Source organism: Streptomonospora alba, from assembly GCF_000826685.1.
Classification (GTDB): domain Bacteria; phylum Actinomycetota; class Actinomycetes; order Streptosporangiales; family Streptosporangiaceae; genus Streptomonospora; species Streptomonospora alba.
Map to the genome: position 1 here is coordinate 53637 of NZ_JROO01000018.1, position 21707 is coordinate 75343.

17 protein-coding genes are annotated in these 21707 nt (G+C 71.2%); all 17 read right to left on the reverse strand.

Annotation, left to right across the window (positions count from 1 at the left end):
* Positions 1-4: 4 nt before the first annotated feature.
* Positions 5-1312 (reverse strand): ABC transporter substrate-binding protein, encoded by a 1308-nt coding sequence (locus LP52_RS10445; protein ID WP_040272815.1) that lies wholly within the window; start codon positions 1310-1312, stop codon positions 5-7.
* The gene (locus LP52_RS10450; protein WP_040272817.1) at positions 1305-2537 is read right to left on the reverse strand and encodes an ABC transporter ATP-binding protein; all 1233 of its coding nucleotides are present in this window, start codon (positions 2535-2537) and stop codon (positions 1305-1307) included. Before LP52_RS10450 ends, LP52_RS10445 begins: the two co-directional genes overlap by 8 nt.
* A 241-nt stretch (positions 2538-2778) precedes the next feature.
* The gene (locus LP52_RS10455; protein ID WP_040272818.1) at positions 2779-3954 is read right to left on the reverse strand and encodes an acyl-CoA dehydrogenase family protein; all 1176 of its coding nucleotides are present in this window, start codon (positions 3952-3954) and stop codon (positions 2779-2781) included.
* A gap of 223 nt (positions 3955-4177) precedes the next feature.
* On the reverse strand, positions 4178-5305 hold the full coding sequence (locus LP52_RS10460) for a glycosyltransferase family 4 protein (RefSeq protein ID WP_040272820.1): 1128 nt from the start codon (positions 5303-5305) through the stop codon (positions 4178-4180).
* A gap of 351 nt (positions 5306-5656) precedes the next feature.
* On the reverse strand, positions 5657-8515 hold the full coding sequence (locus LP52_RS10465) for a DEAD/DEAH box helicase (protein WP_040272822.1): 2859 nt from the start codon (positions 8513-8515) through the stop codon (positions 5657-5659).
* Between the two features lie 87 nt (positions 8516-8602).
* The gene (locus LP52_RS10470) at positions 8603-9004 is read right to left on the reverse strand and encodes a DUF397 domain-containing protein (protein ID WP_052809695.1); all 402 of its coding nucleotides are present in this window, start codon (positions 9002-9004) and stop codon (positions 8603-8605) included.
* 61 nt (positions 9005-9065) lie between these two features.
* Positions 9066-9875, reverse strand: coding sequence for a twin-arginine translocase subunit TatC (gene tatC, locus LP52_RS10475; RefSeq protein ID WP_040272824.1), 810 nt, complete (start codon positions 9873-9875; stop codon positions 9066-9068).
* A 171-nt stretch (positions 9876-10046) separates the two neighbouring features.
* Positions 10047-10394 carry a Sec-independent protein translocase subunit TatA gene (gene tatA, locus LP52_RS10480; protein WP_040272826.1) on the reverse strand — a complete coding sequence of 116 codons (348 nt, stop codon included), beginning with the start codon at positions 10392-10394 and terminating at the stop codon, positions 10047-10049.
* Positions 10395-10456: 62 nt separating this feature from the next.
* Entirely contained in the window at positions 10457-10645 is a 189-nt protein-coding gene (locus LP52_RS10485) for a hypothetical protein (protein WP_040272828.1), read from the reverse strand.
* A gap of 94 nt (positions 10646-10739) precedes the next feature.
* A complete protein-coding gene (locus LP52_RS10490; RefSeq protein WP_040272829.1) occupies positions 10740-12827 on the reverse strand; it encodes a helix-turn-helix transcriptional regulator in 2088 nt (695 codons plus the stop codon).
* A 193-nt stretch (positions 12828-13020) separates the two neighbouring features.
* Positions 13021-14121, reverse strand: coding sequence for an FKBP-type peptidyl-prolyl cis-trans isomerase (locus LP52_RS10495; RefSeq protein ID WP_084723099.1), 1101 nt, complete (start codon positions 14119-14121; stop codon positions 13021-13023).
* A 169-nt stretch (positions 14122-14290) separates the two neighbouring features.
* The gene (gene pafA / locus LP52_RS10500; RefSeq protein WP_040272831.1) at positions 14291-15649 is read right to left on the reverse strand and encodes a Pup--protein ligase; all 1359 of its coding nucleotides are present in this window, start codon (positions 15647-15649) and stop codon (positions 14291-14293) included.
* A gap of 181 nt (positions 15650-15830) precedes the next feature.
* Positions 15831-16604: a proteasome subunit alpha gene (prcA, locus tag LP52_RS10505; RefSeq protein ID WP_040272972.1), complete on the reverse strand. Its 774-nt coding sequence runs from the start codon at positions 16602-16604 to the stop codon at positions 15831-15833.
* Positions 16605-16650: 46 nt separating this feature from the next.
* Positions 16651-17499: a proteasome subunit beta gene (prcB, locus tag LP52_RS10510; protein ID WP_040272833.1), complete on the reverse strand. Its 849-nt coding sequence runs from the start codon at positions 17497-17499 to the stop codon at positions 16651-16653.
* 257 nt (positions 17500-17756) lie between these two features.
* Entirely contained in the window at positions 17757-17960 is a 204-nt protein-coding gene (locus LP52_RS10515; protein ID WP_040272835.1) for a ubiquitin-like protein Pup, read from the reverse strand.
* Positions 17961-18157: 197 nt separating this feature from the next.
* Positions 18158-19678 (reverse strand): depupylase/deamidase Dop, encoded by a 1521-nt coding sequence (dop, locus tag LP52_RS10520; protein ID WP_338011635.1) that lies wholly within the window; start codon positions 19676-19678, stop codon positions 18158-18160.
* A gap of 251 nt (positions 19679-19929) precedes the next feature.
* Positions 19930-21699 carry a proteasome ATPase gene (arc, locus tag LP52_RS10525; RefSeq protein WP_084723100.1) on the reverse strand — a complete coding sequence of 590 codons (1770 nt, stop codon included), beginning with the start codon at positions 21697-21699 and terminating at the stop codon, positions 19930-19932.
* Between the last annotated feature and the right edge of the window lie 8 nt (positions 21700-21707).

Sequence of the window (21707 nt, forward strand, 5' to 3'; positions counted from 1 at the left end):
AGCGCTACTCCGCCTTCGCTGCGGCCTGCTCCAGCTTCTCGGCCGCGGCATCGGGGTCGGAGGGGTCGCGCAGGAAGTCCTGGAGCACGGTCCACATGCCCTTGCCCTCGGTCGCGCCGAACTGGCTGGGTACCTGGTCGGAGAGGTCGTAGCGGACATCGTCGCCGGCTTCCAGGATGGTCTGGGCCAGCTCCTGGGTGAATTCGTCGGGATAGGCGTCGGCCTCGACCTGGGAGTTGGCCGAGAGATAGCCGCCCAACCCCGCCCAGGTGGTCTGGGCCTCAGGCGATGTGAGGTAGGCCATCAGCTGCTGGACGCCCTCGGCCTCGCTCATGGCCACGGCGATGTCGCCGCCGACCACCACCGGGGCCTTTTCGCCCACGGCCGGGAAGGGGAACGCCTGGGCCGTCTCGCCGACCGTGGCGCCGGCCTCCTGGGCGCTGGCGGCGACGAAGTCGGCCTCATAGACCATGGCGGCCTGTTCCTGGCCGTAGACCTGCGAAACGCAGGTGGGGAAGTCGGTCTGCACCGCGCCCTGGGTGCCGCCGGCCATCCAGTCGCCCTCGCCCCACACTTCGGCGAGGGTCTCCAAGGTCTGCACGACGCTGTCGTCGGTCCAGGGGATCTCGTGGTTGACCAGCTGGTCGTACTTCTGCGGCCCGGCGTGGGAGAGGTAGACGTTCTCGAACCAGTCGGTCAGAGTCCACCCGGACGCGCCGCACATGGCGAAGGGGGTGACGCCCGCGTCGGAGAGCGTGCTCGCGGTGGTGCCGGTCAGGTCGTCCCAGGTGTCGGGCGGGTTCACGCCCGCCTGGTCGAAGGCGTCGGGGCGGTACCAGATGATGGACTTGTGCGCGGCCTTGAGCAGCACGCCGTAGGAGTCGCCCCCGACCGAGCCCAGGTCCTGCCAGTAGTCGGTGTAGTTCTCCTTCAGCCCCGCGGCCGCGTCGCCGGAGAGCGGCACCAGCGCGTCCTGCGAGGCGTACTCCTCGAGCAGACCGGGCTGGGGCAGCACGGCCACGTCCGGGGGTTCGCCCGCCTCGATCTTGGGGCCGAGGTAGGCGCCGGTGTCCTCGCCGGTGGACTCGTAGGTGACGGTGGCGCCGGTCTCCTCCTCGAAGCCGGCCAGTACCTCGGTGAAGTTGTCCTCCTCGACACCGGTCCACTTGGCCGCCACCAGCAGCTCCACGCCGGCCAGGTCGCCTGATCCGCCGGACGGTGCCGATCCCGGGCTGCAGGCGGTGGCCGCGACCAGCGCCCCGGCCGCGGCTACCGCGAGTGCGCCGCGGCCTGTCCACACGTGCTCACGCATGTGTTCCCTCCTTCTGCTGAGTGGCGGAAGCCGGCTCGCCCCAGATGCCGTCTCCCGTGGCGGGGTCGAAGAAATACAGGTGCCCGGTGTCCACCCGGACCCGCAGCGGTTGCCCGGTGCCGGTCCGGGAGCGGGGGCTGAACCGGGCGATGACGTCGCTGTAGGGCGCCGCGGCGTCGATCCCCTCGGCGCCGGCGTCGCGTGCCAGCTCCTTGGTGTCCTCGGTGACCACCGGCGGCGCCGGCAGTTGGAAGTGCACGAGCAGCTCGGGGCCCAGCGCCTCGACGAGGTCGGTGGTGGAGGTCAGCAGCGTGTCCTGGTCTCCGGTGCCGAGCTCGGCGTCTTCCATGTCCTCGGGCCGGATTCCCAGGGCGACCTCGCGGCCCAGGTACTCGCGCAGCCGGGGGCGCTCGGCCATCAGCGCCGCGGGCACCGCCAGCGACTGCCCGCCCAGTTCGACGCGGGCGGCGGAGCCGTCGGCCTCCAGGCGGCCCTGGAGCAGGTTCATCGCCGGTGACCCGATGAACCCGGCGACGAACAGGTTGGCCGGGTGGTCGTAAAGCTCCTGGGGCGGGGCGACCTGCTGCAGCACGCCCTTCTTCAGCACGGCCACGCGGTCGCCCAGCGTCATGGCCTCGACTTGGTCGTGGGTGACGTAGACGGTCGTCACGGCCAGGTCGCGCTGGAGCCGGGAGATCTCGGCGCGCATCTGCACGCGAAGTTTGGCGTCGAGGTTGCTCAGCGGCTCGTCCATCAGGAAGGCCTGGGGCTGGCGCACGATCGCGCGGCCCATCGCCACGCGCTGGCGCTGGCCGCCGGAGAGGTTGCGGGGGCGGCGGTCCAGGTGCTCGGTCAGACCCAGGGTCTCGGCCGCGTCCTCCACCCGCTGCTTGATCTCGCGCTTGGGAAGCTTGCGCAGCTGCAGCCCGAAGGCGATGTTGTCGCGCACCGAAAGGTGGGGGTAGAGCGCGTAGCTCTGGAAGACCATGGCGACGTCGCGGTCGCGTGCGGGGGTGCGGTTGACGACGCGGTCGCCGATGGTCAGCGTGCCCGAGCTGATCTCCTCCAGCCCGGCGACCATGCGCAGCGCCGTCGTCTTGCCGCACCCCGAGGGGCCGACGAGAACCAGGAACTCGCCCTCGGCGATGTCGAGGTCGAGCCCCGTCACCGCGCTCGTCCCGTCAGGGTAGGTCTTGCCGATCCCGGACAGGTGGACCCGCGCCATATCCGCCTCCGATGCAGTGCGCCGTTCGGACACACCGCGACCGACTCCGGCCGCGGTGGGTCGGCTGCGTCACGCGGGTTCGTGTCCCGCGCCACTACAGCACTCGCACTCTTGTACCAGCCGATGTCGCGACATGCACAGGCCCTGCAGCAGCCCTGTTACCTATTCTTGACTGCTGCTCTTCCGCGTCCGCGGGGGATCCCGGCCGCGGCCACCGGTGCGCTCGCCCGTCAGTCGACCGTCAGTCGCCGAGCACGCCCGCGTCGGCGGAGCGGGCCAGGTCGCGGCCGATGACCATTCTCTGCACCTGGTTGGTACCCTCGACGATCTGCAGTACCTTGGCCTCGCGCATGAGCCGCTCGGCGGGCAGGTCGCGGGTGTAGCCCGAACCGCCCAGCACCTGGACGGCGTCGGTGGTCACACGCATGGCGGTGTCGGTCGCCAGCAGCTTGGCCATGGCCGCCTGAGTGCCGAACGCGAGCCCGGCATCGCGGCGGCGGGCGGCCGCCAGGTACAGCTGGCGCGCAGCTTCCACACCGGTGGCCATGTCGGCGAGCATGAAGGAGATCCCCTGGAAGTCGCCGATGGCGCTGCCGAACTGGCGGCGGGTGCGCGAGTACGCCACCGCTTCGTCCAGCGCGGCCTGGGCCACGCCCACGGCGCAGGCGGCGATGCCCAGCCGGCCGGAGTCCAGTGCCGCCAGCGCGATGGCGAAGCCCTGCCCCTCCTCGCCGATGCGCTGGTCGGCGGGTACCCGGGCCTGCTCGAAGCGCACCGCCGCGGTGGGCGAGGCGGCCATGCCCATCTTGCGTTCGGGAGCGTCGGCCTGAACGCCGGGCGTGTCGGCGGGCACGTGCAAGCAGCTGATCCCGCGGCCGCCGGAACCGGGCTCGCCGGTACGGGCGAAGAGGGTGTAGTAGTCGGCGACGCCGCCGTGGGTGATCCAGGCTTTGGCGCCCTCGACGGCGTAGCCCGCGTCCGCGGGGCGGGCGCGGGTGTTCATGGCCGCGGCGTCGGATCCGGACTGGGCCTCGGACAGGCAGTAGGCGCCCAGCTGCTCGCCGCCCAGCATGTCCGGCAGCAGCGCCGCGCGCTGCTGCTCGGTGCCGTAGGCGGCGACGGGGAAGCAGGACAGGGTGTGCACGCTCAGGCCCAGTCCCACGGCCAGCCACCGGGCGGCCAGGTCCTCCACCACCTGCAGGTAGACCTCGTAGGGCTGCTCGCCGCCGCCGTAGTCGGCAGGGTAGGGCAGACCCAGCAGCCCGGAGCGGCCCAGCAGCCGGAAGACGTCGCGCGGAAAGGCGCCCTGCTCCTCGTCGCGCGCTGCGCGGGGGGCCAGCTCCTTGTCGGCGATACCGCGAACCAGATCCAGCAGGTCCTCGGCCTCGGGCGTGGGCAGGATGCGCTCGTGGGCCATTGCTCGACTCCCGGAAGTTGAGGGGCGGGATCACCGCCCGGCAAACTACTTGGACGTCCGACTTACTACTAGGACGTCCAAATATATACGCCTGCTTCCCGATCGGCACGACCGCACCCCGGGGGCGGGGTCCCGCGCGGCCGCGGCGGGCGGGCCCGGCGCACCGCCCGCCGCGGCCGGACCCGAGGCGGGAGCTGGAGGCGGCCACGGCCGCCGAGAAGGGTCAGTCCGGGATCGGCACCGGATCGAGCCGGGCCAGCATCGCCTGCCAGGTCCACTCGGCCAGCACCCATTCGCGGCCGCGCTCGCCCATCGCGCGGGCGGTGTCGGGGTCGGCCAGCAGCAGCGACAGCCGCCGCGCCACGCCGCGGGCGTCCTCGCCGTCGACCACGTATCCGGTGTCGGCATGGCGGACGCGGTCCAGCGCCGTGCCGGAGCTCCCGGCGACGACCGGCAGCCCGCACGAGGCGGCCTCCAGCAGCCGCGTGGCCGACTCCCCGTTGCGGTGGTCCGAATCGGCGCGGCAGGGCAGGGCGAAGACGTCCGCGGCGGCGCAGAGCTCCGGCAGCTCGGCGTCGGTGAAGGGGCCGGTGAAGACCACGCTGTCGGCGACGCCGGCCCACTCCGCCAGCCCTCGCAGCCGCCGCAGGTCCGGCCCCTCCCCCGCTATCAGCAGCCGCACCCCCGGAAAGCGCACCCGCAGCCAGGTCATGGCACGCACCAGGCTGTCGGCGCCGCAGTGGCGCACCAGGCGGGCGGCGCACAGGATCACCGGACCGTCCCCGCTCAGTCCGTGACGGCTCAGAGCCGGCGCGCTGTCCAGGCCGGGGCGGAAGGCGTCGGTATCCACTCCTTCGGCCAGCCGCACCAGCCGCACCCGCGTTTCGGGCGGCAGGGTCCGCACCGCTTGCAGCCGCGCGTCCTCGCTCGGGCAGGCCAGTACGTCGGCACCGGCGGCGATACCGCGCAGCATCGGACGCGCGGCCGCTCCGTAGGCGCCGATGCCGCGTGTGGCGACCACAACCTCGCCGTCGGCCCCGGCGCGCACCCGCGCCGCCATCAGGCCCAGGCCGGCCTCGGCCAGCAGGACCCGGTCGCAGGCGTATCCGCGCATCAGCTCGGTCACGCGGCGCGCCGTGCGCCGGGTGGGCAGCAGGCGCGGACCCCGGTCCCGCTCGATCGGATACTCCTGGTGGTCGTCGTATCCTCCGGTCCCCGCGGAGACGGTGTAGACGACGACGCCGGTCCCCTGGCTCCCGGCGAGCCGCCGGGCCAGTCGGCTGCCGAACGTCTCGGTGCCGCCCCCGCGCCCCGGGAAGTCGTTGGTGACCAGCAGAGTACGCGCTGCCATGGTGGACCCCCCGCATTCCTCATCACGGCACTCACCCGGTGGCCGTGAACGTCTTCGGCTATAGCAGTATCCGCACAGAAGGCGGGCAATCCCGCCAACGCACCCCGCGCGGCGCACCGGTGTGCGCGGCCCCACAAAGGCCGGCGCCGGGACGTGGCGGCTCCCGCAGGAGAGTGCGCCGTGCGGCCGGCGGCACGCCGGCTCGCTCGCCGCGCGCCCGCCCCTTGCCGCAACCTTGAGGGCGGCCCGCCCCCGGTTGTTCCCGAGGGTTCCCGGCCATACCGGCCGTGGAGATCGGTGACGGCGCCCCCGGAGGCCGGCCCCCGGTGAGCGCCGGACAGCCCTCCCGGATCAGCCCACCGACGAGTAGGCGACCACGCCGCGGCGGACGAGGTCCACGGCGCGGCGGGCGTTGCGGCGGACGCCGCTGTCCTCGGGCGCCGCCTGGGCGATCTGGCCCAGCATGTCGACCAGCTGCTTGGTGGTGCGTACGAAGTCGCCGGCGGGCATGTCGGCCTCGCCGAGGATGCGGTCCAACCGGTCGCCGCGCGCCCAGCGGTGGGTGGTCCACACGAACCCCAGGTCGGGCCGGCGCAGAAACGCCACGCCGTTGTCGCGCTCGACCTCGTGCAGCTCACCCCACAGCCGCTCCATCTCCTCCAGCACCTCCGCCGGAGGCCCGTCGGGCACCCGCGGGAAGGGGTCGTCGTTGCGCCGCGACTCGTAAACCAGCGAGGACGCGCACGTGGCCAGGTCCTGGGGGTCCAGGTCCTCCCACAGGCCGCGGCGCAGGCACTCCGAGACCAGCAGGTCCACCTCGGAGTAGACCTTCGCCAGGCGGGTGCCCTCCTCGGTGACGGTGTCGCCGTCGAGGTAGTCGAGGGTCTCCAGCACGCTGCAGACGCGGTCGAAGGTGCGGGCGATGACGTGGGAGCGCCCCTCGACACGGCCGCGCAGCGACTCGGTGTCCTTGCGCAGCCGGAAGTAGCGCTCGGCCCAGCGGGCGTGGTCCTCGCGGTCCTCGCAGGCGTGGCAGGGGTGGTGGCGCAGCTCCCGGCGCAGGCGGGTGATCTCGGCGTCTTCGGCCTCGTCACCGCCCCCGCGCTGCATTGCCGGGTCGACTCCACCGGTCTCCTCCAGCTTGTTGCGCAGCGCGGAGGCCAACTCGGCACGCGACTGCGCCGAGCGGGCGGAGAAGTTCTTGGGGATGCGCAGCCGCCCGGCCGGCTCCACCGGAACCGGGAAGTCCGCGGCGTTGACCCGCTTGACCTGGCGCTTGGAGGTCAGCACCAGAGGCGCGGGGGTATCGCCCTTCAGGCCCGGGTCCAACACCACCGCGAACCCGGTGTGGCGCCCTGAAGGCACCCGGATGATGTCGCCGGAGCGCAGCCGCTCCAGGCTGCGCACCGCCTCGTCGCGGCGGCGGGCACTGCGGCCCTTGGCCGCCTGGTTCTCGCGGTCGCTGAGCTCGCGCCGCATCCCGGCGTACTCCATGAAGTCGCCCAGGTGGCACTGCGCCGCATCGGCGTAGCCCTGCAGCGCCTCCTCCTGCTTGCGCAGCTGCTTGGTCAGGCCCACCACCGCGCGGTCGGCCTGGAACTGGGCGAAGGACGCCTCCAGCATGGTGCGGCTGCGCTCGCGGCCCACCTGGCCCACGAGGTTGACCGCCATGTTGTAAGAGGGCTGGAAGCTGGAGTTCAGCGGGTAGGTGCGGGTGCTGGCCAGCCCCGCGACGGCCTCGGGGTCGGTTCCGGGCTGCCACACGACGACGGCGTGGCCCTCGACGTCGATGCCGCGCCGCCCGGCGCGCCCGGTCAGCTGGGTGTACTCCCCCGCCGTCAGCGCGGCGTGGGTCTCGCCGTTCCACTTGTCGAGCTTCTCGATGACCACGGTGCGCGCCGGCATGTTGATGCCCAGCGCCAGGGTCTCGGTGGCGAAGACCGCGCGGATGAGGCCGCGGGAGAACAGCGTCTCCACGACCTCCTTGAACGTGGGCAGCAGGCCCGCGTGGTGGGCGGCGACGCCGTGCTGCAGGGCGCGCAGCCACTCCTCGTAGCCCAGGACCGCCAAGTCGCGGGCGGGGATGTCGGAGCAATGGCGCTCGGCGAAGGCGCGGATCTCCGCGGCCTCCTCCTCGGTGGTCAGGGCCATCCCGGAGTACATGCACTGGCGCACGGCGTCGTCGCAGCCGGCGCGGCTGAAGATGAACACGATCGCCGGCAGCAGGCCCTCGCGGTTCAGCTCGTCGACGACCTGCACCCGGTTGGGCGGCGCGTACTTGGCCTGGGGCCGCGGCGATGAGCGCGCCCGGTTCTGGGGATGGCGCCGGCGGTGGGCCAGCTGGGTGAGGCGGTCCTCCTCGGTGGCCAGCCGGATCAGCCGCGGGTTGACCGCCATACGCTCGCCGTTGACCACGATCTCGGCGGAACGGGTGTCGGAGGTGCGGTCCCGCTTGCGGGAGCGCTTGCCGCGCCCCCCGCCCCGGCCCGAGCCCTGCTCCTGCTCGGCCTGCCCGTCGTTCTCCGCTTCGAGGGGCACGAACAGGTCGTGGATGCGCTTTCCCGCCATGACGTGCTGCCACAGCGGCACCGGGCGGGTCTCGTCGACGATGACCGTGGTCTCGCCGCGGACCTGCTGCAGCCACTCGCCGAACTCCTCGGCGTTGCTGACGGTGGCCGACAGCGCCACCACCCGCACCGACTCGGGCAGGTGGATGATGACCTCCTCCCACACCGCGCCGCGGAAGCGGTCGGCGAGGTAGTGGACCTCGTCCATGACCACATAGGCCAGCCCGGCCAGGGTGTGCGAGCCCGCGTACAGCATGTTGCGCAGCACCTCGGTGGTCATGACCACGATCGGCGCCTCGCCGTTGACGGTGTTGTCCCCGGTGAGCAGCCCGACCTGCTCGGCGCCGTAGCGGCGTACCAGGTCGGTGTACTTCTGGTTGGACAACGCCTTGATCGGCGTGGTGTAGAAGCACTTGGCGCCGTCGCGCAGCGCCAGGTGCACGGCGTACTCACCCACGATGGTCTTGCCCGAGCCGGTGGGGGCTGCCACCAGTACTCCCTCGCCCGACTCCAGCGCCTTGCAGGCGCGGATCTGGAAGCGGTCGAACTCGAAGCCGTAGAGCCCCTGGAACTCCTCGATGGCGGCGCTGGACTCGGCTTGGCGCCGACGGAAGGCGGCGTACCGGGCGGCGTGGGTACTCATATCCACCAAGCCTATGGCTTTGCGGCGGGTGGAGCGCACGTGGCACAGCGCGCCGTCGCCGCCGCGTCGCGGCCGAGTTGGAGGCGGTCAGTCCCGGCCGCGCTCCTCCTGCGCGTCCACCTCGCCGCCGGCGCCGCCACCCGCGCGGGAGGCGGGCGAGACGACCGCGGTGACCGGGACGTCGCCGCGCTGGATGGCGGCCTCCTCGGCGGTCAGATACTCCTCGGGGATGTCGAACTCGCCGTCCTTGGCGCCCAGGACGAACGCCTCCCACTCGGCGGGAGTGAAGAACAGAGTGCCCTTCTCGGGGTGCTTGCCGTCGCGCACCGCCCGGTATCCGTCGTCGAACTCGGCGACCTCCACCACGGCCGAGGAGTCCTCGCGGGAGAGCGAGGAGCGCTTCCACACCGCGTCGGTGGTGTCGTGCCACTTGGAGTTGCCCTGGGCCTCGGGCGGCAGGTCCCGTGGGGTACCGGCGGCGTTGTCCATCTGGCTGCTCCTCGGCGAACGTCGGATCGCCCCGCTGGTCGGGGGGTCGGCGTGTCCGAGACTAGCGCTTCGGTTCGGGGTCGGACACGGACTCCGCCTCATCGAGCGGGGAGATCTCGTCGTCGTCGAGCCCGGCCGTGTCGTCCTTCCCGCGGCGGCGCCGGTCGTTGACGAAGCAGAACAGCTCGGCGGCCTCGAAGAGCACGATGAGCGGAAGCGCCAGCGCCAGCATCGACAGCGGTTCGGCGGGGGTGGCCACCGCCGCCAGCACGAAGATGCCGAAGAGGATGATGCGGCGCGAGCCCGCCAGCGCCTCGTGGCTGAGGACGCCCATCAGGTTGAGCAGCGCCACCAGCAGCGGGGTCACGAAGCCCAGCCCGAACACGAACATCATCAGCATCATGTAGCCGAGGTAGTTCGTGATCGTGATCATGGCCGTCGCACCGTCGAACGCGAAGCCGAACAGCACCGTCATCGCAAGGCCGGTGATGTAGTAGGCCAGCGTCGCGCCGCCGACGAACAGCATCGCGGCCAGCGGGACGAAGGCGTAGGTGTAGCGCTTCTCCCGGCCGTTGAGCGCCGGGGCGACGAAGGCCCACAGCTGGTAGAGCCAGAACGGACTGGAGACCCCCAGGCCCACCAGCAGCCACACGCGGAAGGCGACGAAGAAGGGATCGAAGACGCCGGTGAAAATGAGGTCGCAGTCCTCGCCGCCGCCGCGCACGTCCGCCGGCAGGGAGCAGTAGGGCTCGCTGAGCCAGGCCCACACGGGCTCTTCGACGAGGTAGCCCACCACGACGCCCGCCGCGAGGAACAGCAGCGCCTTGACCAGGCGGTTGCGCAGCTCGCGCAGGTGGTCCATCAGCGGCATGCGGCCCTCGGGGTCCCTCGACCGCCGCTGCCGTGCTCGCCCCGCCTGCATCGCCCGCTACGCTCCTCGTACCTGACCGCTTTGAATTACCGGCACGCCTGTGCGCACCGGCCGCCGCCGACCGCAGCGGCCCGTGCGCCCCTCAGCGGGGCGCCGTGCGCCGCCCTGTTCCTAGCCGCCGTAGGTGCGGCGGACGGGCTCACCGTTCTCGTCGACGACCTGCTGACCGGACGGAAGCTCAGGGTAGCCGCTGCGGGCGTCCTGCTGGTGCTGGTGCTGCTGCCGAGCGGAGTCGGCACCGCCCTGCGTGCCCGCCTGGGTACCGGAGCCGTCGCCCTGGGCCTGCGCCTGCTGGTCGGGCTTGTCCTCGGCGTCCTCGTCAGTGAGGCCCTTGGTCTCGGTCTTGAGGATCCGGGCACTGCGGCCCAGCGACCGTGCCAGGTCGGGAAGCCGCCGCGCGCCGAACAGCACCAGCGCGATGAGCAGCAGAATGAGCAAAGTACGGGCATCGAAACCCATGTCTCAACCTCTTTTCCCGGCGCCACCTGCGCCATTGATGGTACGCCCCACCGGTGTCGAGTTCACGGGGCGTCCACCTTGTCGCGCCCGCTGAGGGCGCGCAGTCTGTCGTATGCCGGTTCGACCTGGTCACGGGTCCGCACCAGCTGCTCCTGGAGCCCCCGCAGCGCGGCCAGCACCCGCAGGGCGCACACGCCCACGCAGACGAGCCCGGCGACGGTCAGCGCGGCCAGCGCAGCGAACACGGACACCCCTCCAGCTTACTTCCAGTCCCGCGCAGTGGGGATTGATTCGGAATGAATCCGACCGATCGGGCGTGCGAACCGCTCGATCGGTCCCGGACCGTCATCCTAAGCCGCCTTCACCGTAGGCGGAAAGGGCTCCCCGCGCCTCCTCGCGCACCCGCTCGGCCAATTCGAGCGGGGCCACCACGCGCGCCCGGGGTCCCAGCCGCAGCGCCAGCCGGCACACCCACTCCGGCGCCGGAGTCCGCAGCACCGCGCGCACCCGGCCGCCGTCGAGCTCGCGCACCGACGAGCACAGGTACTCCTCGGTGACCCAGCGCGCGGAGGCGTCGAGATCCAGCGTCACGCGGGCGTCGTCGGCCGACAGCTGCAAAACGCCCTCGCTGAGGTCGCGGCGCCGTGCGCGGGCGGGGACCTGCGCGGTTTCGGGCAGCACCGTCAGGTCCAGGACGCGGTCCAGGCGGAACAGCCGGACGTCGCCGCGCAGCCGGCACCAGCCCTCCAGGAACGCGTGGCCGTCGTGCACGACCAGGCCCATGGGGTCGACGTCGCGCTCGGTGACCTCGTCGGCGTAGCCGGCCAGGTAGCGCAGGTGCACCAGCTGCCCGGCACGCAGCGCTTCGTCGCAGCGCCGCTGGACCTCGCGGACCTCCTCACTGAGCTCGATGCGCACCCCGACCGAACCCGCCAGGCGCTCCAGCGTCTCGGGGGCGCCCTCGGCGGCGGCGCCCCCGGGCTCCCGGGTTCCCCCGGTGTCGCCGGTCCCGGAGGGGGCGGCCGCCGCGGACCGCAGCTTCTCGCCGACCCGCTTGAGCGCCTCGCTGTCGGCCACGCCGGGCAGCTCGCTCAGCAGTTCGACGCCGATGACCAGGCTGGCGGCCTCGTCGGCGGTCAGCCGCAGAGGCTGAGCGAGGGTGTCGGCGTTGCCGATGATGATCTCGCCGGTGGCCTCGGCGGCCTCCAGATCGACGTCGATCAGGTCGCCGGGGGTATAGCCGGGCAGCCCGCACATCCACAGCAGGCTCAGGTCCTTGAGCACTTGGCTCTGGTTGAGCCCGAAGTGGGCGGCGACCTCCGGCACGCGCACGTCGTGGCTGAGGGCATAGGGCACCAGCATCAGCAGCCGGCGCAGCTGCTCGGAGGACGCCGACTGGCGGCGGGTGGCGGTCCAGGGCCCGGGGACGTCGTCGGACTCGGCCGCATCGCGCGGATCGGGATCGCGGGCGGCCAGCTCGGTCAGGTGGGCGGCGATGGCCTCGCGGGCCTCGGCGGGCGCCTCGATCACCGCGCGGTCACCGAAGCGGGCCACCGCCCCCACGAGGTCGGCGACGTCGGTGTAGGGCAGGTCGAGCAGGTCCCAGCGCCGGCTTTGGGCGGTGTGCTCGCCGGGCACGATGCGCTGGGCGGCACGGCGCAGCTCGTGCCCGGCGTCGGCGCGCACCCGCACCCGGGCCAGGCCCTGCGGCTCGCTGCCGCGGCCGAGCCGCACCACCGTGCGCACGTCGACACCCTCGGGGACCTGCACCGGCGGGCCGGAGGAGGAGACCTCGACCTCGCCGGCGATGCGGCCCATCCGAAAGACCCGCCGGTCCCGGCGGTCGCGGTCGTAGCCGGCGACGTACCAGTGGCCGTGGACGTTGACCACGCCCCAGGGCTCCAGTCGGCGCCGCCGAGCGGCCTCGTCGCCGGGCTTGCGGTAGTCGAAGGAGATCGGGCGGCGGTCGCGCACCGCCTGCCAGATCGGCAGGAACGCCGGCTCCTCGGTGCCCAGCACGGGCGTGAGGGCGGGCGCGGCGTCGGTGTCGACGGGAACCCCGGCGGCGCGCAGCTTGAGTATGGCGTTGGCCGCGGCCTCGCCCAGTGCGGCGTGCCGCCAGGCGCGCGCGGCCAGGCCGAGCACGGCGGCCTCGTCGGCCAGCAGTTCGATCTCGGGCAGCCGGTAGTGGGCCCGCAGGATGCGGTAGCCCTCCTCGCCGCTCCACACGTCGCCGCCGCCGGTCTCGATGGGGATGCCGGAGTCGCGCAGCTCGCGCTTGTCCCGTTCGAACATCCGCTTGAAGGCGGCATCGGTCTCGGCGTCCTCGTAGCCGGCGACCGTCGAGCGGATCTCCCGCGCGGTGAGGAAGCGGCGGGTGGCCAACAGACAGATCACCAGGTTGAGCTGCCGTTCGGTCTTCTTGCGCGACATGGGCCTCCCCTACCCTTCCGTGGCCGCGGCCGCGGGCTTTCCAGCCCTGACGGTACCGCGCCCCGGGAGCCGGGGTGACGCCCTGCACAACCGGCGCCCGGACACGGTGCGGGGCCGGCGTAAAAGCTCGGGGCGCCCGGCCGGTGCGGGCCGGGCGCCCCGAGCGCGGTGCGATCGCGTGCGGGTGGTCGTCCTAGGAGCCGCCGCCGGAGCCGCCGCCGTCACCCGAGCCGCCGCCGGAACCGCCGCCGTCACCCGAGCCGCCGCCGGAACCGCCGCCCTCCTGTTCCTCAGGGGGTGCGCTGTTGACGGCGTCGAGGATGTCCACGACGAACACGAGCGTGCCCTCGGGCGCTCCCTGCTGCGCGGCGCTGTCGCCGTAGGCCTTCTCCGGCGGAACGACCAGCAGCATGCGGCTGCCGACGTTCTGGCCGACCAGGCCCTCGTCCCAGCCCTCGATGACCTGGCCGTCGCCGATGAGGAAGGTGGCGGGCACGCCTTCGGAGCCCTGGCGGGTCCAGGTCGCGTCGAAGACCTCGCCGTTCTTCCACTGCACGCCGGTGTACTGGACGACCAGCTGCTGGCCCGCCTCGACCTCGGGGCCCTCGCCCTCGATCAGCGCCTCGGTCCGCATCTTCCCGGGCGGGTCGGTGTCCTCGGGAATGGTGATGTCCGGCTGGTCGTGGCCGGGCTGCTTGACGGTGGGCAGGTCCCCGCCGCCGTTGCTGGTCTGCTCACCGGGCACGACCTCGGACTCGCCGTAGCGCTTGCGGATGTCGAGCACCGAGACCGAACTGCCCGGCTCGGGCGAGGGCTGGCCCATCTGCTGGGCCTGCTGGGGGTCCTGGGGCGGGAAAGCGTAGACGACCCGCGTGCCGACGGGCTGGTTGACCAGGCTCGAGGAGAGGTCTTCCTGAAGCTGGCCGAGGTTGAGCAGAATGGGGGCGTCGGCCTCGTAGGTCGACTGGGTCTGCTTCGCTTTGCCCTCGGCGGTCCACTGGTATTCCACGACGTCGGCCTTGACGATGTCGCTGTCGCGGATCAGGTCGTTCTCGCCGTCGCCCTTCTCGACCACGCCGGAGACCTGCTCCTGGGGCGGGGCCTTGCCGCTGAAGTCGACCTTCGGCTCCGAGCCGAACTCGCCGCTCACCTCGGGCAGCCGGTCGTCGATCTCCTGTCGATCCGTTTCCAAGAAGGCGGGCGTGCGCCAGTCCTCGGGGATGGCACTGCAGCTCGACACCGCGAGCAGCACGGCAAAACACGGCACCGCGATCGCGGCGGCACGCAGTTGCATAGGTCACTACCTCAGATATCCGGCTCGGGTCCCCGACACACTATCGGAGTGCCCATAATGCAGTGGTTCGGTGAGAACAGCGTAAGAGCCGGGCGCGCGCAGTGACATACCGATCGCATACCGGTCGGCGCGCCCGGGTCCGGCGGACGCGCCGGTACCGCAGCCGCCCCTACATGCCGGCGATCAGCTTGTCGACGCGCTCGTCGACCGCCTTGAAGGGGTCCTTGCACAGCACGGTCCGCTGCGCCTGGTCGTTGAGCTTGAGGTGGACCCAGTCGACGGTGAAGTCGCGCCGCTTCTCCTGGGCCTTGCGGATGAACTCGCCGCGCAGCCGGGCGCGGGTGGTCTGCGGCGGCACCGACTTGGCCTCGAAGGTCTGCAGGTCGCCGATGACGCGGTCCATCTGGCCCTTGCGCTGCATCAGGTAGAACAGCCCGCGGTCGCGGTAGATGTCGTGGTATGTCAGGTCGAGCTGGGCCACCCGCGGCGAGGACAGCGAAAGCCCGTGCTTTTCGCGGTAGCGCTCCAGCAGCAGGTACTTGGCCACCCAGTCGATCTCGCGCGCAACCAGCTCCAGGTTCTGGGTCTCCACGGCCTCCAGGGTGCGCGCCCACAGCTCCAGCACCCGCTTGCCGGTGGCGTCGGTACCGTTGCGGTCGACGAAGTTCTGGACCTTCTCCAGGTACTCGCGCTGGATCTCCAGGGCGCTGGCCTCGCGCCCGTTGGCCAGGCGGACCTTGCGCCGCCCGGTCATGTCGTGGCTGACCTCGCGGATGGCGCGGATGGGGTTCTCCAGCGTGAAGTCGCGCATGACCACGCCGTTCTCGACCATGCGCAGCACCAGGTCGGTCGAGGCCAGCTTGAGCAGCGTGGTTACCTCGCTCATGTTGGAGTCGCCCACGATGACGTGCAAGCGGCGGAAGCGCTCGGCATCGGCGTGCGGCTCGTCGCGGGTGTTGATGATGGGCCGCGAGCGCGTGGTCGCCGAGGAGACGCCCTCCCAGATGTGCTCGGCGCGCTGGCTCACGCAGTACAGCGCGCCCCTGGGCGTCTGCAGCACCTTGCCGGCGCCGCAGATGATCTGGCGGGTGACCAGGAAGGGGATGAGGATGTCGGCCAGTCGGCCGAACTCGCCGTGCCGTCCCACCAGGTAGTTCTCATGGCAGCCGTAGGAGTTGCCGGCGGAGTCGGTGTTGTTCTTGAACAGGTAGATCTCGCCCGCGATGCCCTCTTCGTGCAGCCGCTGCTCGGCGTCGACCTGCAGGCCCTCCAGGATGCGCTCGCCGGCCTTGTCGTGGGCGACCAGGTCGGCGAGGCTGTCGCACTCGGGGGTGGCGTACTCGGGGTGGCTGCCCACGTCCAGGTAGAGCCGGGCGCCGTTGCGCAGGAAGACGTTGCTGCTGCGGCCCCAGGAGACGACACGGCGGAACAGGTAGCGCGCCACCTCGTCGGGGGAGAGCCGCCGCTGGCCCCGGAACGTGCAGGTGACGCCGTATTCGTTCTCAAGACCGAAGATCCGACGTTCCATGTGGTCTCACCAATCCCGTCCTGTCACCGCCCCCGGTCGGTTCCGGAGCGGTGCAACAACTCCCAGAGTATTTATCGCCCAGCCGGGGGTGCACAGAAACCCCGGCGGGCGCGGCCCCGCGGCCCGGCGCCCCCGCTGTGAGGGCGCCGCGGCAGCCGGACCGCGCCCGCCGATCGCCGTCTCAGGAACCGTTCTGCTGTTCGTCGGAGCCGCTGCCCGATTCCTCCTGCGCCGAATCCTGCGACGGCTGCGAACCGACCGAGGCCGAGCCCTCCTGCATGAGCGAGGTGAGCCGGTCGCCGGTGACACGCCGGAACTTGCGGTGCTCGTGGCGCCCGCGCTCCAGCACGGCCACCTCCAGTCCGGAGGAGTCCAGGTCGCGCTCCTCGCCGTTCTCGTGGCGCAGTGCGTGCACGGCGGCGCTGAGGGCCGCGCCCAGCGAGGCGTCCTTGTCGAACCGCTCCTTGAGGGCGGTGGTGACCTGCTCGGCCGAGCCGCCCATCGCCAAGAAGCCCTGCTCGTCGACCACCGAACCGTCGAAGGTGATGCGGTAGATCTGGTCGGAGGCGGCGTCCTCACCCACCTCGGCGACGACGATCTCCACCTCCCAGGGCTTGGCGCTCTCGCTGAAGACGGTGCCCAGGGTCTGGGCGTAGATGTTGGCCAGCACCCGGCCGCTGACGTCGCTGCGATCGTAGGCGTAGCCGCGCACGTCGGCCAGGCGCACGCCCATCTGGCGCAGGTTCTCGAACTCGTTGTAGCGGCCCACCGCGGCGAAGGCGATGCGGTCGTAGAGCTCGCTGATCTTGTGCAGGGTGCGGGAGATGTTGTCGGCCACGAACAGGATGCCGCCGTCGTATTGCAGCACGACGGCGCTTCGGCCGCGGGCGATGCCCTTGCGGGCATAGTCCGCCTTGTCCTTCATGCTCTGTTCGGGCGAAACGTAGAACGGCATCGACACCGCGAATCGTTCCTTTGCTACAGATCGTCGGGGCGGGGGCTCAGCGCAGCGGTGCCCGAGGGCCGTCGGGCCGCTCGGCGCGCTCCTCGACCACCGCGGTGGCCAAGCGCGCGACGTCCTCCTCCGGCAGGCGGCGGTGGCCGTCCTCGGTGATCACGTCGACCAGCGGGTAGATCCCGCGGTGCAGGTCCGGGCCGCCGGTGGCGGAGTCGTCGTCGGCGGCGTCGTAGAGCGACTGGATCGCCGCGACGGCGGCGTCCTCCTCGGACAGGTCGCCGGCGAAGAGCTTCTTGAGGGCGCCGCGGGCGTAGACGGCCCCCGAGCCGATCGAGTGGAAGTCGTGCTCCTCGTAGCGCCCGCCGACGGGGTCGTAGCTGTAGATCCGGCCCTGGCCGCGATCGGTGTCGTAGCCGACCAGCAGGGGCAGCACCACGAAGCCCTGCAGCGCCATGGGGAGGTTGCCGCGGATCATCGTGGCCAGCCGGTTGGCCTTGCCTTCGAGGGACAGCGAGCGCCCCTCCATCTTCTCGTAGTGCTCCAGCTCCACCTGGAACAGCTTGGCCAGCTCGATGCCGACGCCGGCGGCCCCGGCGATCGCGATCGCCGAGAACTCGTCGGTGCGGTAGAGCTTGTCCATGTCGCGGTTGGCGATGACGTTGCCGGCGGTCGCCCGGCGGTCGCCTGCCAGAACCACGCCGTTTGGGAAGGTCAGGGCGACGATCGTGGTGGCCTCAGGGGTCAGGTGCGATCCGGTGGTGCCCTGCGGGAGCTCCCGGGCGGTCGGCAGCAAGTCGGGAGCGACCGCGCCGAGCAGCTCGGTGAACGAGGAGGTTCCCGGATTCATGAACGCGGCTGGCAGCTGTCCGCCGCCGTCGAACGCTTCGGACACTCGGCTCCCTTCAGATGGCGTCCCGCCCGGTGGGGGCGGGCGGGACGCGTGAGGTTGTTCTGTTGGCAGGTACCGACGACCCTAGTGACCGTCGTGGAGAACGGTGCCCCAGCGTGCCGGGACTCCGCTGAGAGCGAACCGGCCGGAGGCTCCGACCGGAGCGCGGACTGCGCGGCGGTCGGCTGATCCGGCCCCCGGCCGGGGCCGTTCCCGGTCCGGGGACCGCCGCGCCCGGACCCCGCGGCCCGGGCACCGGATCACTGACCGCCCTTCTGCACGAACTGACGCACGAAGTCCTCGCTGTTGGTCTCGAGGACCTCGTCGATCTCGTCGAGGATGTCGTCGGTTTCCTCGTCCAGCTTCTCGTTGCGCTCCTGCGCGTCGGTGCCGGACTCGGTCTCCTCGACGTCCTCGTCGCGGCGGCTGCCGTGCTTCTGGCCGCCGGTGTCCTTCGTCGCCATGGATGCAACCTCCTCGATGGAGCTTTCGCCCTTATCTTGGCCCAAGCGCGGGCGCCTCAACCTCGATTGCGGCGCCCGTTGTCAGCGCGTTACCGCCCGGCCCGGGCACTGCCTCCGTACCGGAGCGAACGCGGCCCGCCGTACGGGGATTCCCCCGCCGCCGGCGGGACGGCCCTGCGAGGGGCGCGCTGCGGGGGTCAGCGGCGGTCCCCGGTCAGGACCGAGACCAGGTCGGCGGCGGTGGCCGACTGCTCCAGCAGCTCGCCCACGTGCTCGCGGGTGCCGCGCAGCGGCTCCAGCGTGGGCACGCGCTGCAGCGAGTCGCGGCCGGGCAGGTCGAAGATGACCGAGTCCCACGAGGCCGCGGCCACCGAGTCGGCGTATTTGGCCAGGCAGCGCCCGCGGAAGTAGGCGCGGGTGTCCTCGGGAGGCTCGGTGATCGCGCGCTCCACCTCGTCCTCCGACAGCAGCCGCTGCATGCGGCCGCGGGCCGCGAGGCGGTTGTACAGCCCCTTGTCGGAGCGCACGTCGGAGTACTGCAGGTCGACGAGCTGGAGGCGGTGGTGGCCCCAGTCGATGTCGTCGCGGCTGCGGTAGCTCTCCAGCAGCTTGAGCTTGGCCACCCAGTCCAGCTCCTCCGACAGCTGCATGGGGTCGGCGGCCAGGCGGTCCAGGGTCGACTCCCAGCGGTCGAGGATGTCGGCGGTGTCGGCGTCGACGTCGGTGCCGAACCGGTCCTGGACGTACTTGCGCGCCAGCTCCAGGTACTGGCGCTGCAGCTCCACGGCGGTCATCCGGCGCCCGTCGCGCAGCCGGGCCGCGTGGGTCAGGCCGGGGTCGTGGGAGAACGCCCGCAGATCGGCCACGGGGGTCTCCAGCGACAGGTCCACGTTGAGGAAGCCGTCCTCGATCATGGACAGCACCAGCGCCGTGGTGCCGAGCTTGAGGTAGGTCGAGACCTCGCTCATGTTGGCGTCGCCGATGATGACGTGCAGCCGCCGGTACTTGTCGGGATCGGCGTGCGGCTCGTCGCGGGTGTTGATGATGGGCCGCTTCAAGGTGGTCTCCAGGCCCACCTCGACCTCGAAGAAGTCGGCGCGCTGGCTGATCTGGAACCCGCTGTCGCGACCGTCGGCGCCGATCCCCACGCGGCCCGCCCCGCAGATCACCTGGCGCGAGACGAAGAAGGGGATGAGGTGGCGGACGATGTCGCCGAACGGCGTGGACCGGCGCATCAGGTAGTTCTCGTGGCAGCCGTAGGAGGCGCCCTTGTTGTCCGTGTTGTTCTTGTAGAGCTGGATGGGCTCGACGCCGGGGATGGTGCTCGCGCGCCCGCAGGCGTCGGCCATGACGCGTTCTCCGGCCTTGTCCCACAGCACCGCGTCGCGGGGGTTGGTGACCTCCGGCGCGGAGTACTCGGGGTGGGCGTGGTCGACGTAGAGGCGGGCTCCGTTGGTCAGGATGACGTTGGCCAGCCCGAGGTCCTCGTCGGTGAGCTGGGTGGGGTCGGCGACCTCGCGTGCGAGGTCGAATCCGCGCGCGTCGCGGAGCGGGTTCTCCTCCTCGAAGTCCCAGCGGGCCTTTCGCGCTCGCGCGGCGGAGGCCGCCAGGTAGGCGTTGACCACCTGTGTGGAGGTCACCATCGCATTGGCACCGGGGTTTCCGGGCACGGAGATGCCGTACTCGGTCTCGATGCCCATAATCCGCTGCACACTCATGCTGGAAGGTTATCCATCGTCGCGGGGTCTTGAACGCTCCTCAGCGAATTGTGGCCCGACAGCCACCGATTTCCGCCCTTTCCGCCCGCTTCGCCACGCCCGAGAAGCCCTGGTGTGACCGGGATAGGGGGCCGGAACCGATCTTCGGATTCGATTCGTCGGGGCGGGCGGGCCCCGGCGCGCCGTTTCGGAGCCCCGCACAGCACGGCAGGCCGGGCCGCGCGGGGCGGCCCGGCCTGCTGCGGCGTGTCCTACAGGTACTGGCCGGTGTTGGCCACGGTGTCGATGGAGCGCCCGGAATCGGCGCCCTTCTTGCCCGAGACCAGGGTGCGGATGTAGACGATCCGCTCGCCCTTCTTGCCGGAGATCCGGGCCCAGTCGTCGGGGTTGGTGGTGTTGGGCAGGTCCTCGTTCTCGCTGAACTCGTCGACGCAGGCCTGCATCAGGTGCGAGACGCGGATGCCGCGCGCCTCGTTGTCGATGAAGTCCTTGATGGCCATCTTCTTGGCCCTGTCGACGATGTTCTGGATCATCGCGCCGGAGTTGAAGTCCTTGAAGTACAGGACGTCCTTGTCGCCGTTGGCGTAGGTGACCTCCAGGAAGCGGTTCTCCTCGCTCTCGGCGTACATCCGCTCGACCACGCGCTGGATCATGGCGTCGACCGTGGCGCGGCTGGAGCCGCCGTGCTCGGCGAGGTCCTCGTCGTGAAGGGGCAGGTCGTCGGTGATGTACTTGGAGAAGATGTCGCGGGCGGCCTCGGCGTCGGGGCGCTCGATCTTGATCTTCACGTCGAGGCGTCCGGGCCGCAGGATCGCCGGGTCGATCATGTCCTCGCGGTTGGAGGCGCCGATGACGATGACGTTCTCCAGACCCTCCACGCCGTCGATCTCGCTGAGGAGCTGGGGCACGATGGTGTTCTCGACGTCGCTGGAGACCCCGGACCCGCGTGTGCGGAAGATGGAGTCCATCTCGTCGAAGAACACGATGACGGGCGAACCCTCGCTGGCCTTCTCGCGGGCGCGCTGGAAGACCAGGCGGATGTGGCGCTCGGTCTCGCCCACGTACTTGTTCAGCAGCTCGGGGCCCTTGATGTTGAGGAAGAAGCTCTTGCCGACGTCGCGGCCGGTCTTCTCCGAGACCTGCTTGGCAAGGGAGTTGGCCACCGCCTTGGCGATGAGCGTCTTTCCGCACCCGGGCGGACCGTAGAGCAGCACACCCTTGGGCGGGCGCAGCTGGTGCTCGTAGAAGAGGTTCTTGTGCAGGTAGGGCAGTTCGACGGCGTCGCGGATCATCTCGATCTGCCCGCCGAGGCCGCCGATGTCGGTGTAGGCGATGTCGGGGACCTCTTCGAGGATGAGCTCCTCGACCTCCGACTTGGGGATGCGCTCGTAGATGTAGCCCGAGCGCGGCTCCAGCAGCAGCGAGTCGCCCGGGCGCACCGGCTGGTCGCGCAGCGGCTCGGCGAGCCGGACGATCTTCTCCTCGTCGTGGTTGCTGATCACCAGCGCCCGGTCGTTGCCCTCCAGGAACTCCTTGAGAAGCACGACCTCGCCGATGGTCTCGTAGGACTGGACCTCGACGACGTTGAACGCCTCGTTGAGCATCACCTCCTGGCCGGGACGGAGCTCGTCGACCTCCACCGAAGGACTCACGTTGACCCGCATCTTGCGGCCGTTGGTGAAGATCTCGACGGTCTCGTCCTCGCGTGCCTCCAGGAACACGCCGAATCCCGACGGAGGCTGCGACAGCCTGTCGACCTCTTCCTTCAAGGCCGTTATCTGATCGCGGGCCTCCTTGAGTGTCGCCACCAGGCGCTCGTTTTTGCCGTTCGCGGCGGCCAGGTTGGCCTGCGCCTCACGCAACCGGTCTTCGAGCAGCCGCACATGGCGGGGGGAATCGGCGAGCTTGCGCCGGACTACGCTGAGCTCCTTTTCCAGATAGGAGACCTGAGCGGTGAGTTCCGCGACTTCACGGTCGCGTTCGGTCTGACGCTCGTCGTCGCGATCGGCCACGTCCGCCACCTCCCTGT